The following is a 14,528-nucleotide window of genomic DNA, read 5'->3' on the forward strand; positions in this document are numbered from 1 at the left end:
CCCGAACTGGCCGAAATATCGAGCCGAACCACCATCCCGTGGGAGTCGAGCTTGCTCGCGAAGACTTACTTTCAGCCGCCAGAGAAAGTGGCTGAATGTCCCGGCCCCTTCGTGAGCAAGCTCACTCCCACAGGTCCCCCGAACTGGCCGAAATATCGAGCCGAACCACCATCCCGTGGGAGTCGAGCTTGGTCGCGAAGGCTCACTTTCAGTCACCAGAAAAGTGGCTGAATGCCCCGGCCCCTTCGTGAGCAAGCTCACTCCCACAGGTCCCCCGAACTGGCCGAAATATCGAGCCGAACCACCATCCCGTGGGAGTCGAGCTTGCTCGCGAAGGCTCACTTTCAGCCGGCAGAGAATGTAGCTGAATGCCTCGGCCTCTTCGTGAACAGGATCGAGCGCCACCCCGGTCACTCCCACGTGTCCCGGGATCTTTCAGCGGGAAGATCAGCGCCGGCGCCGACAAACTCACCCGCTTTTCCATCCCCCACCCAACGCCGCCATCAGCCCGACACTGGCCTGCAATCTGCTGGTCTCAACCACCTGCAACCGCCGTTGTGCCTGAAGCGCCGCAGTTTGCGCGGTCACTACATCCAGGTAACTCGCGGCCCCGGCCTGGTAGCTGCTCATCGCCATCTGTTCGGCGTGTTGTGCGGCGTCGACGGCGCCGTGCTGGTCTTCGGATTCACGCTGCAGATCGCGCAGCTGACCCAGATTGTCTTCCACCTCGCACACCGCCTTGAGCACCTGGCTGTGGTAGTGCGCGGCGGCTTCTTCGAATTCGGCCTTGGCTTGCCGCTCGTTCGCGCTGCGGCGGCCGCCGTCGAAAATCGGCAGGTTGACCAGCGGCCCCAGCGCCCAGTAACGATTGGCTGCCGCCAGCAGATTGCCGCTGCCCTGGGTTTGCCCGCCGAGCAGGCCGGTCAGGCTGAAGTCCGGGTACCACGCCACTTTCGCCACGCCGATGTTGGCGTTGGCGGCGAACACGCGGCGCTCTGCGGCGGCGACGTCGGGGCGTTGTTGCAGCAGGCTGCCGGGCAAAGTGTGGGGGATGCCGGGCAGTTTCAGTGGTTGCGCGTTCTGGGCCAGATGAACATCTCCGGGCATCGCGCCCACCAGTTCGGCGATGGCGTGTTCGCTGAGGTCGCGCTGGGCGTTGACGTCATCCAGCTGCGCCCGGGCCTCGGCGAGCTGGCTTTGCGCACGGGTCAGGTCCAGTGCCGACGCGATCTTCCCCTCGTAGCGATCGCGGGTCAGTTGCAGGGCCTGGGTGTAATCGTCCAGCGAGGTCTGCAGGATGCGGCTTTGCGCGTCCAGCCCGCGCACCTGCACATACAGCGTCGCCAACTGGCGCTGCAGGCTCAGGCGCGCGACCGCCAGATCGTCCGCCGAGGCTTGGGCCTGGGCGTCGCCGGCCGCCACTTGATTGCGGATATTGCCCCACAGGTCCGGGTCGAAATTCAGGCTGAAACCGGCGGTGTCGCTGTCGTAGACCGAGGGTTGCGTGCCACCGCGCAATGGCCGGCGATCCGACTGCCGCTGACGAACCGGGCTCAGGCTGGCGTTGACCTGAGGCATCAGCCCCGCGTGCAACTGAGCCGCATACGCCAGCGCGGCGTCGTAGTGCGCCAGCGCGGCCGTCAAATCCGGGTTGGCATTGAGCAGCCGTTGTTGCAGGTCATTCAGTTGCGCGTCCTCGAACGCTTCCCACCACTGGGCTTGCACCGTATCGGCAGGCTGCGCCGGATGCCAGGGCCCGGCGTCCTCGGCGAAATGCGCGGGCAGTTGAACCGCCGGCGCCTGATAAACCGGTGCGAGCGAACAGCCCTGCAGCGTCACGGCGACGGCCAGCGCCAGCGCTTCAAGCCTTGTACGCATGGTTACCTCCGGCGTCCGCCAGTTGCACGGCATCGTTCTCCCGCAGCGCATCGGGCGGGTTATCGATGACGTGATCGGCCGGCTTGAGGCCTTGATCGATGATCAGCCGGTCCCCCAGATCCATCGCGATGTGGATGTCGCGCAGGTGCACATGGCCGGTGCGGTCGAGGGTGGCAACCTGGGTGCCTTTGGCGCGGAAGATCAGCGCGCTGGCCGGAATGCTCAGCCCGCCGCTGGCGTTGTTTACCGGCAGCGTGGCGTCGGCGTAGTCGCCGGGCATCAGCGCGCCGTCCGGGTTGTCGGCGATGAACTGGGCCAGCAGGGTGCCGGAGCGCGGATCCACCGCCGTGGAATCCCCCAGCAATGTCGCCCTGTAGGTCTGCCCCGGATGCTCGGGCACGCTTAGCTGAACCTGCATGCCGGGGCGCACCACGCTGGCGTAGTTCTGCGGAATCGGCACATACAGCCGCAGTCGATGAGTGTCGGCGAGGCTGAACAGCGGGCGTGCGCCGCCGTCATCGGCCTTGATCAACTGGCCTATGTCGGTATTGCGCGCGGTGACCGTGCCACTGAATGGCGCGCGAATGGTCTTGTAATCCTCCAGCGCTACGATCCTTTGATAGTCGGCGTTTGCCGCTTGCACATCGGCATTGGCGGCGACGGCGGTGGAGACTTTTTCATCCACTTCCTGTTGCGACACCGAATGGGTTGTCAGCAGGTGCTGCCAGCGTGCCGCCGTGGTCTGGGCGATGCGCGCGCTGGCGTGTTGCTGGGCCAGACGCGCCCGGGCCTGAGCCAGTTGCTGGTCGAGTTCGGGGCTGTCGATGTGGGCCAGTACCTGACCGGCCTGCACATGGCTGCCGATGTCGGCGTCCCAGTCTTTCAGGTAACCGCTGACCCGCGCGTTGATCGCCGCATTGCTCCAGGCCTCGAGGCGCGCGGGCAGGCGCAGGGTGTTGCCTTGGTCGCTTTGGGTCGGCACGACAACGCTGACAACGGGCACCGATTGCCGCTCGGTCCAGGCGTCGACGGCGTGTGCCTCGCGGGTGCGTGCGGCGAGGCCATTGGCGACCAGCAGCGCCGCCAAAGTCAGGCCGCCAATGCCGAGCAACATCAGGCGTTTGCGCGAAGGGGCGTGTTCAGACGACATGGGGTGTTTCTCCATCAAGGGCATTCGCAGGCCAGGGTTTTGAGTGGCGGTGAACGAGGCTGAAGACCACCGGCACGAACAGCAGGGTCGCGGTGGTGGCGAGGATCAGGCCGCCGATCACCGCACGGCCGAGCGGCGCGTTCTGTTCCTGGGAAATCGCCAGCGGCAGCATGCCGATGATCATCGCCAGCGCGGTCATGCACACCGGGCGGAAGCGCGTGTAGCCAGCCTCCATCGCGGCGAGCAGGGCATCGCCGTGTTCGGCCAGGCGCTCGCGGCAGAAACTCACCACCAGAATCGAGTTGGCGGTGGCCACGCCCATGCAGAGGATCGCCCCGGTTAGCGCCGGTACCGACAGCGACGTGCCGCTGAGGAACAGCATCCAGACGATGCCGGCCAGCGCGGCGGGGAGGGCGGTGATGATCACGAACGGATCGATCCACGATTGAAAGTTGACCACGATGAGCAAGTAGATCAGCACTACCGCGCCGAGCAGGCCCAGGCTCAAACCGCTGAACGCTTCATGCAACGCATCGATCTGTCCGTGCAGGCTGACCGTCGCGCCGTTGGGCCGCAGGTGCGCGGTCTCGTCGATGACCTTCTGGATGTCCGCCGCCACGCCGCCGAGGTCGCGGCCCTGCACGTTGGCGAACAGGTCCAGGGTCGGCTGAAAGTTGTAGTGGGTGACCACCGCCGGGCTGTCGGCGCGGCTGATCGTCGCCAGGCCGCCGAGAATCTGCGACTGCCCGTTGCTGCCGGTAATCGGCAGGGCTTCGAGGCTCGGCAGGCTGTCGAGACGGTACTGCGGTGTCGCCGCGACCACCGAATACGAGACGCCGTTTTTCGGGTTCAGCCAGTACGTCGGCGCCACTTGGGAGGTCCCGGCCAGGGAAGCGCCGAGGCTGGTGGTGACGTCTTTTTCGGTGATCCCCAGTTGCTTGGCCCGCAGTCGATCGACGTTCACCTGCAACGACGGGTAACCGGTAGATTGCTGAATGCGCAGGTCGGCGATGCCCGGCACATGCTGCAAACGGCGCTGCAGTTCCAGTGCGTAGGCGCGGTTGGCGTCGCCGTTGGGGCCGGAGATTTTCAGGTCCAGCGGAGCCGGTGCACCGAAGTTGAGGATCTGGCTGCTGATGTCGGCGGGCATGAAGGCGAACTGGCTGCCGGGGAAGCTTTGCGGCAGGGCTTCGCGCAGGCGTTTGACGTAATCGGCGGTTGGCGCGTGATCGGCCTTGAGGGTGACCTGAATGTCGCCATCCTGCGGTCCGATGGTGCCGCTGCTGCTGTAGGCCATGTCGATGCCGCTCAGGGGGATGCCGATGTTGTCGATCACCGTGTCCAGCTCATCCGCCGGGATGATCTCGCGGATGCGCTGCTCGATGCGGTCGAACGCCGCCGCGCTTTCTTCGATGCGCGTGCCCAGTGGCAGGCGCACGTGCATCGACAGCGCGCCGGCGTCGGTGGCCGGGAAGAAGTCTTCGCCCAGGCTGGGCAGCAGCGCAAAACTGGCGAGCACGCAGGCGAGAAAGCCGAGGAGAAACGCTTTTCGCCGCTGCAATGCCAGCCCAAGAAGGCCGTGGTAGGTGTCGCGAATCGTTGAGAAACGTGCCTCGAAACCCTGCTGAAACTTCAACGCGCCGCGCAGGATCAGGTTGCGTTGTCGGCCATGTTGATCGCCTTCGTGGTGATTGATGAACGGGTCTTCCGGGTGATGGCCCGGGCCGGTTTCCAGCACGTGGGGTTTGAGCAGAAACATCGCCAGGGTCGGCACCAGGGTGCGCGACAGCAGGAACGAGCTGGCCATGGCGAAGATCACCGCCAGCGCCATCGGCCGGAACAAATAACCGGCGATCCCTTGCAGCATGAACATCGGCACGAAGACGATGCAGATGCACAGCAGCGACACGAAGGCGGGGCCGACGATCTGTCGCGCGCCGTCCATGATCGCGTCCTTCACCGCCTTGCCCTGCTCCAGGTGCCAGTTGATGTTCTCGATGGTCACCGTTGCGTCGTCCACCAGAATCCCCACCGCCAGCGCCAAGCCGCCGAGGGTCATCACGTTCAGGGTTTGTCCGGTCACGGAAAGCAGCGCGATGGCCGAGAGCACCGCCAGGGGAATCGACGCGGCGATGATCAGCGTCGAGCGCCAGCTGCCGAGGAACAGCAGGATCATCACGCTGGTCAGCAAGGCGGCGATGATGCCTTCCCGGGCCACACTCCCCACCGACGCTTTGACGAACACCGAGGCGTCGCCCAGCAGCGAGGTTTTCAGCGCTGGCGGCAGCGTCTCGTTGATCAGCGGCAGCATGTTGCGGATGTTGTCAACGATGGACAGGGTCGAGATGTTGCCGTTCTTCAGCGCCGGCATCAGCACGGCGCGACGGCCGTCAACGCGCACGATGTTGGTCTACGGCGGCGAACCGTCGCGCACGTGGGCCACCTGGCCGATGGTGATCAGCGCGCCGTCGACGGTCTTGATCGGCAGGTCATTGAGTTCGTCGATGGCCTTGGGGCTGTTGTTGAGCAGCACAGTGTATTCGTCGCTGCCCATCTTCGCCGTGCCCACCGGGATGATCTGGTTGCCGGCGGCCAGTGCGTTGCCGACGTCTTGCGCGGACAGGCCTTTGGCGGCCAGCGCCTGCGGGTCGAGGTCCAGGGTGATCTGCCGCTGCTTGCCGCCCATGGGCGTCGGCATCGCCAGCCCCGGCACGGCGCTGAGGGGCAGGCGGACGCTGTTCTGCACCAGGTCGCGAATCTTCGCTTCCGACAGCGTCGGGCTGGAAAAGGCCATCTGCAGGATCGGCACGGTCGAGGCGCTGTAGTTGAGGATCAGCGGCGGCGTGATGCCCGCCGGCATTTGCTTGAGCACGGTCTGTGAGACCGCCGTGACCTGGGCGTTGGCGGTGCGGATATCCACGCCCGGCTGAAAGAAAATCTTGACGATGCCCATGCCGGGCAGCGACTGCGACTCGATGTGTTCGATGTCGTTGACCGTGGTGCTCAGCGAGCGCTCGTAGGTGTAGATCACCCGACCGGCCATGGCATCCGGCGACAGCCCGGCGTATTGCCAGACCACCGCGACCACTGGAATGCCGATGTCCGGAAACACATCGGTGGGCGTTTTAAGGGCCGCCATCGGCCCGACAATACAGATGAAAATCGCCAACACGATAAACGTGTACGGCTTTAGCAATGCAGTCCTGACCAGCCCGAGCATGCCGTAAACCTCCCATTTCGAATGGGCGCAGTCTTGGGGGACGTACCTAACACGCGGCTTTCAGCCAGATGAACAAATCGTTAGTGCGGCGAGCATGGCGCTTTCATGGGGGATTCATTTGTTGTTCATCCGTGGCCCACGCACCCTGCGCACCTCGAAATTCACCCTGCACATCAGGGATTTTTTCAACTGCCGAGGTCGTGTCATGAAAGCCACATCGTTATTGCTGGTCCCGATGTTCAGCATGGTTGCGGTGCTGTCCGCCTGCGCCGGTCCCATGCCCAAAGCCGACCCGGGCGAGGCGTGGATCAGTCTGCAGGAACAGCCCGCCGACGTGCTGATGGCCGAGGAACTGGACGGCAAGCGCCTGAATGACGGCCGCTTCTTCGAAGTCAAACCCGGCGCCCATACCCTCGACGTCAACCTGATCGTCGAACGCAGCGGCGACAACGGAGAGATGAACTGCCAGACCGGTATCCAATTCAGCCAGTTCCAGGCGGGCGAGCATTACAAACTGGTGGAGTCCAGCCTGGGCGAGGAATACCGGGTGAAGCTTGAGGATGCGAAAGGGAAATCCCTGGGGCACAGCGTGGATTTCACCTGTATGCCGGGGTGATGGGGAAGCTGCTTTGTGGTTCGGGTGATGTCGCGCACTGTCACGCGGCACACCTGATCCATGTGGGGGGTGACCGGGGTGGCGACCTACCTTGCTCACGAAGACGGCATTCCGGCTGCTGGATAATGAGCGGCTGTACCGGCCTATTCGCGAGCAAGCTCGCTCCCACAGGATTCGTGTTTCCTGCGTGGCAGTGTGCACGAATCCACATCTGTGAATGCTCGCCAGCGCATCCTGTTTCGTTTTGTGACGTCGGATAGGCGCAGTCGAAGCGCCCGTGAATACTGCGCGCCGCTGGACTGTCGTGACTTCATAAAGGGATGGGTGACTGTGGATACGGATGATCGACGGATATCAGAAGAGGCTGTTGTTTTTGCCAAGGCGAACAGGAAGGAGATTGCGAGGAAACTGACGGATCCATTGGTTTACGTGCCCGATGACTGTCCCGTCTCAATCTTCATGGCGGGATCCCCGGGTGCAGGAAAGACGGAGACATCCATCGAATTCATGAACAGATTCGAGTCTTCTACGGTGCGGATTGACCCTGATCTTCTGAGGGCAGAGATTCCGACGTATACAGGTGGAAATGCCTACCTTTTTCAACATGCGGTTTCAGTGCTGGTCGAGAAGCTTCACGACCAGGCACTGAAGCAAAAGCAGTCATTTCTACTGGATGGGACGTCAGCGAATTTCGATATTGTCGCGCGTAACATCCGTAGGTCCGTTGGGCGCGGAAGATTTGTGCTCATCATCTACGTGTATCAGGACCCTGCACTGGCCTGGAGATTCGTCACCGCAAGAGAGCAAGTCGAGGGGCGCAACATCCCGCTAAGCGAATTTGTCAGGCAATACTTCAGCGCAAGGGACGCAGTAAACCGCCTCAAAAGCGAGTTCGGTCATGCGGTCACCGTTGATGTGCTTCTCAAAAATGACAAGGGCGGGACTCGGTTGTATCAGGAAAATGTTCAGCGTGTTGACGACCACATCCCTGAAAACTACGATCCAGCGTCACTACTAAGGATGCTGAATGCACACGAGGGATTGAAATGAGTTCGTCTGACAAGCCTTTACCAAAACTGAAAAGGACCCTTTCCGACTTCGTCCGCAACGCCACCTTCGAGGAGAAGGAGCGGGTTTATCTGGAGGTCATGGAGAGAGCCTGGGCGCGGCAGGAAAAGATCATCGAGCAAGCCCGGAAAATGTAACCCCGCCCCCCAATTAACAAAGCCGCCCTCGAGGCGGCTTTGTCGTTTTGCTTGCAGCTTGCAGCTTGCAGCCCCAGTCTTTTTACCCCAACGCCAACACCCGCCGACACTCCAGCACCAGGCTCGCGCCGCCGGACGGGCTGCTGCCGATGCGCAGTTTGAAGCCATGGAGGTTGACGATGGCGGCGACGATGGACAATCCCAGGCCAAAGCCGCTTTGCTGATTACCGGTTTCGCTGCGATAGAAGCGCTTGAACACCGCCTCGCGTTCGGCGTCGGGGATGCCGGGGCCGGTGTCCTGGACTTCGATGAACGTGGTGTCACCTTCGGCGCGAGCGATGAGCAGGACTTGGCCGCCCGGCGGGGTGAATTTGATCGAGTTGCTCAGCAGGTTCGACAGCGCCTCGAACAGCAACGCCCGATCCCCCACCAGCGGCGGCAAGTGCTCGGCGACTTTCAGCTGCAGCGAGACGCGGCCTTCCTCGGCCAGCGGCAGGTAGAAATCGTGCAGCTCCTGCAACAGCGGCTGGGGATCGAGCTGGCCGAACGCCGAGCGCCGCTGGTGATCCTCCAGTTCGGAAATCCTCAGCAGCCCGCGAAAGCGCGCCATCAGCGTGTCGGCGTCGGCAATCACCAGGGCCATCTGTTCGCCCAGCGCCGAGTCTTCCGGCGACTGCTGCTGAATCCGGTACAGCTGCGCGCGCAGGCGGGTGAGCGGGGTGCGCAGGTCGTGGGCGATGTTGTCGCAGACGCCCTTGACCTCGTTCATTAGGCGCTCGATGCGGTCGAGCATGGCGTTGACGATGTCGGCGAGCATATCCAGCTCGTCGCGTCGGTCCGACACCGGCAGGCGGCGGGCCAGGTCGCCGGTGACGATCGCTTCGGCGCTGGCCTGGATTGCCCGAATGCGCTGCAGCGGCCGGCGTCCCAGCAGGTGCCAGCCGGCGATGCCCGGAATGATCGTCAGCGAAATCCCCCACAGCAGCGCGCGCAGGATCAGCGTGGTCACAGCGAACAGCGAACCGTTGTCGCGCACCAGAATCAGCCAGCGATCATCCAGCGTATGGATCGCCACGGCGTCGCAGCCCGAGCTGGGCAGGTCCGGGTCGTCGGAATCGATGCAGGTGTTCAGTTCCTGGATTTCGCCGGTCAGCTTGAGACCGTCGGGAATGCTCTGGATCGGGCCGCTGATGGGCTTCATGTCCTTGTCGAACAGCCCGTAGGCGTCGACCGAGCGCATGTCGAATTTGTCGCTGGTGCGCAACGCATCGTCCAGCTGCGCGCCTTCAAAGCGCGAGAACAACTGTTGGCGCTGCATCAACGAGTGGCGGGCAAGGGTGTTGAGGTAACTGGTGACTTCCCAGTACAGCACCCCCATGAGGATGCTGCTCCAGGCCACAAACAGGAAACTGTACAGCGCCAGCAGCCGGCTGCTGGAGGAGCGCCAGCCCTTAGACGGGTTCGGCAATGACATAACCTGAGCCTCGAACGGTACGTATCAGCGGCGTCAGGGTAGGGGGATCGATTTTCTTGCGCAAGCGACCGATGTGCACGTCGATCAGGTTGGTGCCCGGGTCGAAGTGATAACCCCAGACTTCTTCGAAAATCATCATGCGGGTGATGATCTGCCCGCTGTTGCGCATCAGGAATTCCAGCAGCTTGTATTCGGTCGGCAGCAGGTTCAACGGCTGTCCGGCGCGGCTGGCCTCACGGGTGATGAGATTGAGTTCGAGGTCGGCGACCTTGAGCATGGTCTCGGCCTGGGTCACCGGATTGCTGCGGCGCAGCAGGACTTCCACGCGCGCGGCCATTTCATCGGAGGCGAAGGGTTTGGACAGGTAATCATCGCCACCGGCCCGCAGCCCTCGCACCCGCTCATCGACGTCCGACAGCGCGCTGATCATCAGGATGGGCGTGGCAATGCCCAGGGCGCGCATGGTGGTGACAATCGCCAGGCCGTCGACTTCCGGCAGCATGCGGTCGAGGGTGATCAGGTCGTAATCGCCGCTGACCGCACGGACGAGGCCCTCGCGACCGTTGTCGACCCAGTCCACTTGCAGGCCGTGGCTGCTCAGTTCGGCAACGATTTCCTTCGCGGTGACGGCATCGTCTTCGATTGTCAGAATTCGCGTCATGTGAGGTCAGGGCCACGTGAGAGGACAGAAGCCTGCATTTTGCCTTTAAACGTAGTCGGGATTTCTTAAAAATAATTTAAGAAGGGCATGAGGGGCTTTTTGGTGCTAGCCGAGGGGAGGGGGCACGCTGGAGAATTCTGATCGTGCTGTCGATTTGTGGGAGTGAGCTTGCTCGCGAATACATTCCGTCAGGCGACCATGTTTTGTCTGGTCGGACGCTTCGCGAGCAAGGTGGAGCGCCACCCCGGTCACTCCTACAGTTGCCTTACGCGCCTTTGCGATCCGATTCTGCTTTGGGCTGACCCAGCTCTTGCTTCAGCTTTTCGTCCAGCGCTTTCTTCTTGCCTTTCTTGTCCGGCGTTTCGCCTTCGCTGCGGATCTGCGCATGGCTGATCAACGCGAAGATGAAGCTGCCGCCGATGATGTTACCGGCCAGTGTCGGGCCGGCGAAGATCATCCAGAAATCCTTCCACGGCAGTTCGCCGGCGAACACCAGATAAGCCACCTCAGCCGAGCCAACGACAATGTGGGTGAAATCCCCCAGCGCCATCAGGTAGGTGATCATCACGATGATGCCGATCTTCGCGCTTTCCATGGACGGGATCATCCACACCATGGTGGCGATCATCCAGCCGGAAATGATGCCTTTGGAGAACATTTGCCAGGTGTCGTTCTCCATCACCTTGCGGCCGATTTCGAGGAAGGCCTGATCAGTCTTGGTGTCGAAGATCGGCAGATGCAGCATGACGTAGGCCACCAGCAACGTACCGCACAGGTTGCCCACCAGCACCACGGTCCACAGCCGCAACAGACGCACGACATTGTTCAGCGTCGGTTTGCTCATCACTGGCAACACGGCAGTCAGGGTGTTTTCGGTGAACAGTTGCTGACGAGCAAGAATCACCGCCAGAAACCCTGCGCTGTAGCCGAGGCTGGCAATGACTTTGAAACCTTCGGCATCGGGCAGTCGCGAGTTCAACAACCCCATCGCCATCAGGGACAGGCCCATGGTCAGCCCGGCCGCGAGGGCCGACCAGAACAGCGCAGCGACGTTGCGCTCCAGCTCCTGATCGCCCTGCATGCGGATGGTTTCGTGAAGGACGGCGGCCCGGGGCGGCTGATTTTCGTCGATGTCGCGTTCTTCTTCCGGCGTCAGGCCGGGGGTCTTGCCGTCTGGTTCGTGTTCCATGGCGATCCTTTGGGTGTCAGTGCACGTTGAAACGTGTTCTTTGGGAGAGTGCTCGGTTCAAGAGTGCTCGGGAGGCGACGGTTCGCTTGCACATGCTTGCTGCGCGGCGCTGCTGCTTGAGACACAATCCGTTACCCGTCGTTCGCCAACGGCGACTGCCTTTTCATTGATGTGGGAGAACCTCTTTTGACCCTTCACATTCGCGACGCCAACCGTGCCGACGCCGCCGTCATTCTGGGCTTCATCACCGAGCTTGCGATCTACGAAAAAGCCGAGCACGAGGTCAAGGCCAGTGTCGCCGACATCGAGCGCAGTCTGTTCGACGAAGCCTCTCCGGCCAAGGCGCTGATCTGTCTGCTGGATGGCCAGCCCATCGGTTTCGCCGTGTACTTCCTGAGCTACTCCACCTGGCTGGGTCGCAAGGGCCTGTACCTTGAGGATCTGTACGTGTCGGCCGCGCAGCGGGGTGTCGGCGCGGGCAAGAAGCTGCTGCGCCATCTGGCCCGGATCGCCCACGACAGCGGCTGCGGCCGTCTGGAATGGAGCGTGCTGGACTGGAACCAGCCGGCGATCGACTTCTATAAATCGATCGGTGCCGAGCCCCAGGACGAGTGGGTGCGCTACCGGATGGAGGGGGAAGGGTTGAAGCGCTTTGCAGAAGGGCAGGATTGAGCCATCTAGTCAGTCAGCTCTGCACTGTCGATCCGGTTGACGCCCGCGAGGGCCATGTCTTTCCAGGCCTGGTCCAGCGAGCCGTTCAGGTCGATGGCCTTGCACGCATCGGCGATCACCCAGGTGTTGAAACCCGCCGCCCTGGCGTCCAGCGTGGTCCAGGCCACGCAGAAATCCAGGGCGAGGCCGACCACGAACACGCTGTCGATGCCACGCTCGCTCAGGTAGCCGGCCAGCCCGGTGCGCGTGGTGCGGTCGGCTTCGACAAACGCGGAATAGCTGTCGATGCCGGCGTTGCAGCCCTTGCGCAGGATCAACTGTGCGTGGGTGATGTCCAGGTCGGCGTGCAACCGGGCACCGTGGCTGCCTTGCACGCAGTGATCGGGCCACAGCGTCTGCGCGCCGTAGGGCAGGGTGATGCTGTCAAACGGCGCGCGCCCGGCGTGGCTCGACGCAAACGACACATGCCCGCGCGGGTGCCAGTCCTGGGCCATGACCACGTTGCGAAACTGCGCGCCGAGGCGGTTGATCAACGGCACCAGCGCATCGCCTTCGGCCACGGCCAGCGCGCCGCCGGGCATGAAGTCGTATTGCATGTCGATCACCAGCAACGCGGCGCGTGGGTCGGAGGGCAATCGGGAAAGCGGCGTGGTCATCATCTGAGTCCTTGATGCAGTGAGTCTTGGGGCAATGAGTCGGTTCGCGGTCAGGCCAACACGCGGATCGGCGCGCCGGCGTGCCAGGCCTGAATGTCCTCGATCATCTGGTTGAAAAACATCCGGTAGTTGTTCTCGGTCACGTAGCCCACGTGGGGTGTGGCCAGGACGTTGGGCAACGTGCGAAACGGGTGATCGGCGGGCAGCGGCTCGACGCTGTAAACGTCCAGGGCGGCGCCGGCGATTTTATTCTGTTTGAGCACCTCGATCAGCGCGTCCTCGTCGACGATCGGCCCGCGGGCGGTGTTCACCAGATACGCCGTCGGCTTCATGCGGTTTAGCGAATCGGCATCGACCAGCCCGCGGCTGCGCTCGCTGAGCACCAGGTTCACCGAGACCACGTCCGCTTGCTCGAACAGTTCCTGCTTGCTGACGTACGTCACGCCATGCTCGGCGGCCCGTTCAGCGGTGAGGTTCTCGCTCCAGGCGATCACCTTCATGTCGAAAGCCTTGCCGTAACGGGCGATTTTCTGGCCGATGCTGCCCAGCCCGACGATGCCCAAGGTCCTGCCGTACAAGTCGCTGCCGATGCCGATCTGCCAGTCGCCCGCGCGCAGGGAATTGGCTTCGTCGACCAGGTTGCGGGTCACGCCCATGATCAGCGCCCAGGTCAGTTCAGGCGCCGCGTACTTATAGCTGTCGGTGCCGACCACGGTGATGCCCAGGCGCGCGGCGGCCTTGAGGTCCAGCGCCGCGTTGCGCATGCCGCCGGTCACCAGCAGTTTCAGGTTCGGCAGCTGACTGAGCAGGGCGTCATCGAACACCGTGCGCTCGCGCATCACGCAGAGGATCTGAAAGTCCTTGAGGCGGGCGACCATGGCGTCGGTATCCGCCGGGTAGTCATGGAGAAAACTGACCTCGCCGATCCGCTGCAATACGGTCCAGTCCACAACGTGTTCGGCGACCGATTGCCAGTCGTCGAGTACGGCAATCTTCAGCCCGGAATCCTGAGTCATTGAGCGAGGCCTCGTTCAGCAGCGATGTTGGATTTATGGCGATCACAGTACGCCTGCGCGGGGCGGTCTGGAAGTCCGTGTGTGGGAGTGAGCTTGCTCGTGAAGGTGCCGGTACCTGCGCTGAATGTCAGTTAAACAACCCCGCCGCGATGTTGATCGAGAACCCCAGAATCGAGGTGTTGAACACGAACCCGATCAGCGACTGCGCCAGCACCACTTTGCGCAGGCCGCGCGTGGCGACGCCGACGTCGGAGGTCTGCACCGCAACGCACAAGGTGAAGGAGAAATACAGAAAGTCCCAGTAGTCCGGGTTCTCTTCGCCATCGGCAAAGCGCAACGCCGGCTTGTCGCCGTTCCAGGTGTAGAACACTCGGGCGTAGTGCAGGCTGAAGACCACGCCGATCAGCAGCCAGGAGCCGAGGATGGTGAAGCCGGTGAAGGCGTAATGCAGCGCTTTATCGGCGTCCTTCATGTCTTGAATGCCGGCCAGCTCGAGGATGATCGCCGCCAGGCTGGCAATGGCCGCCACGCAGACGACGAACAGCACCACGCCGGCGTTTTCGTCCTCGATTTCGGCCACCCGGCGCACGTCTTCCGCGCTGGATTTGAAGGTGCGGCGCATGATCATCGCCATGTACAGCCAGCCGGCGACGTTCCAGCCGATCAGGCATTTGCTGATCACCGAAATGTCGGGGGCGACGAACGCGCTGGCGATACCGGCAGCGACGCCCACAAGGGTGGCGATGGTCAGGCGGGGGTGGGTCTTGGCAAGGCGGGACATAGAGGAATTC

12 protein-coding genes and 1 pseudogene are annotated in these 14,528 nt (G+C 62.7%); 4 read left to right on the forward strand and 9 right to left on the reverse strand.

Going from position 1 to position 14,528, the window contains the following annotated elements:
• Window positions 1-468: 468 nt before the first annotated feature.
• The 3 genes and pseudogenes from IFT99_RS01290 to IFT99_RS01300 form a co-directional block, all read right to left on the reverse strand.
• On the reverse strand, window positions 469-1,878 hold the full coding sequence (locus IFT99_RS01290; protein ID WP_192130154.1) for an efflux transporter outer membrane subunit: 1,410 nt from the start codon (window positions 1,876-1,878) through the stop codon (window positions 469-471).
• Entirely contained in the window at window positions 1,862-3,028 is a 1,167-nt protein-coding gene (locus tag IFT99_RS01295) for an efflux RND transporter periplasmic adaptor subunit (RefSeq protein WP_192130155.1), read from the reverse strand. The genes IFT99_RS01290 and IFT99_RS01295 overlap by 17 nt, the downstream gene beginning before the upstream one ends.
• A pseudogene (locus tag IFT99_RS01300) lies at window positions 3,018-6,248 on the reverse strand (efflux RND transporter permease subunit). The gene IFT99_RS01295 and the pseudogene IFT99_RS01300 overlap by 11 nt, the downstream one beginning before the upstream one ends.
• A 205-nt stretch (window positions 6,249-6,453) precedes the next feature.
• Between IFT99_RS01300 and IFT99_RS01305 the strand changes: the two are divergent.
• The 3 genes from IFT99_RS01305 to IFT99_RS01315 all read left to right on the forward strand — a co-directional run bounded on the left by IFT99_RS01305 (window position 6,454) and on the right by IFT99_RS01315 (window position 8,069).
• Window positions 6,454-6,864, forward strand: a complete 411-nt coding sequence (locus IFT99_RS01305) for a PA0061/PA0062 family lipoprotein (RefSeq protein ID WP_192130500.1) — start codon at window positions 6,454-6,456, stop codon at window positions 6,862-6,864.
• Between the two features lie 330 nt (window positions 6,865-7,194).
• Complete coding sequence (locus IFT99_RS01310) at window positions 7,195-7,914, forward strand: zeta toxin family protein (RefSeq protein ID WP_342214590.1); 720 nt, start codon at window positions 7,195-7,197, stop codon at window positions 7,912-7,914.
• Window positions 7,911-8,069 carry a hypothetical protein gene (locus IFT99_RS01315; RefSeq protein ID WP_192130156.1) on the forward strand — a complete coding sequence of 53 codons (159 nt, stop codon included), beginning with the start codon at window positions 7,911-7,913 and terminating at the stop codon, window positions 8,067-8,069. The genes IFT99_RS01310 and IFT99_RS01315 overlap by 4 nt, the downstream gene beginning before the upstream one ends.
• 82 nt (window positions 8,070-8,151) lie before the next feature.
• On the opposite strand, the gene IFT99_RS01320 is transcribed toward IFT99_RS01315, so the two are convergent.
• The 3 genes from IFT99_RS01320 to IFT99_RS01330 form a co-directional block, all read right to left on the reverse strand.
• A complete protein-coding gene (locus tag IFT99_RS01320; RefSeq protein ID WP_192130157.1) occupies window positions 8,152-9,543 on the reverse strand; it encodes a sensor histidine kinase in 1,392 nt (463 codons plus the stop codon).
• Complete coding sequence (locus IFT99_RS01325) at window positions 9,521-10,204, reverse strand: response regulator transcription factor (protein WP_065988603.1); 684 nt, start codon at window positions 10,202-10,204, stop codon at window positions 9,521-9,523. The genes IFT99_RS01320 and IFT99_RS01325 overlap by 23 nt, the downstream gene beginning before the upstream one ends.
• A gap of 265 nt (window positions 10,205-10,469) precedes the next feature.
• The gene (locus tag IFT99_RS01330; RefSeq protein ID WP_192130158.1) at window positions 10,470-11,393 is read right to left on the reverse strand and encodes a formate/nitrite transporter family protein; all 924 of its coding nucleotides are present in this window, start codon (window positions 11,391-11,393) and stop codon (window positions 10,470-10,472) included.
• Window positions 11,394-11,579: 186 nt separating this feature from the next.
• Here IFT99_RS01330 and IFT99_RS01335 point away from each other — a divergent pair, with 186 nt between their 5' ends.
• Window positions 11,580-12,065 carry a GNAT family N-acetyltransferase gene (locus IFT99_RS01335; protein WP_192130159.1) on the forward strand — a complete coding sequence of 162 codons (486 nt, stop codon included), beginning with the start codon at window positions 11,580-11,582 and terminating at the stop codon, window positions 12,063-12,065.
• A 5-nt stretch (window positions 12,066-12,070) separates the two neighbouring features.
• On the opposite strand, the gene pncA is transcribed toward IFT99_RS01335, so the two are convergent.
• From pncA to IFT99_RS01350, 3 genes are all read right to left on the reverse strand, one after another.
• Window positions 12,071-12,721 (reverse strand): bifunctional nicotinamidase/pyrazinamidase, encoded by a 651-nt coding sequence (gene pncA, locus IFT99_RS01340; protein ID WP_192130160.1) that lies wholly within the window; start codon window positions 12,719-12,721, stop codon window positions 12,071-12,073.
• A 50-nt stretch (window positions 12,722-12,771) separates the two neighbouring features.
• Entirely contained in the window at window positions 12,772-13,737 is a 966-nt protein-coding gene (locus IFT99_RS01345) for a D-2-hydroxyacid dehydrogenase family protein (RefSeq protein WP_192130161.1), read from the reverse strand.
• Window positions 13,738-13,864: 127 nt separating this feature from the next.
• Window positions 13,865-14,518: a DUF1345 domain-containing protein gene (locus tag IFT99_RS01350; RefSeq protein WP_065988598.1), complete on the reverse strand. Its 654-nt coding sequence runs from the start codon at window positions 14,516-14,518 to the stop codon at window positions 13,865-13,867.
• Between the last annotated feature and the right edge of the window lie 10 nt (window positions 14,519-14,528).

The organism is Pseudomonas sp. CFBP 8772 (genome assembly GCF_014841665.1).
GTDB lineage: Bacteria > Pseudomonadota > Gammaproteobacteria > Pseudomonadales > Pseudomonadaceae > Aquipseudomonas > Aquipseudomonas graminis_B.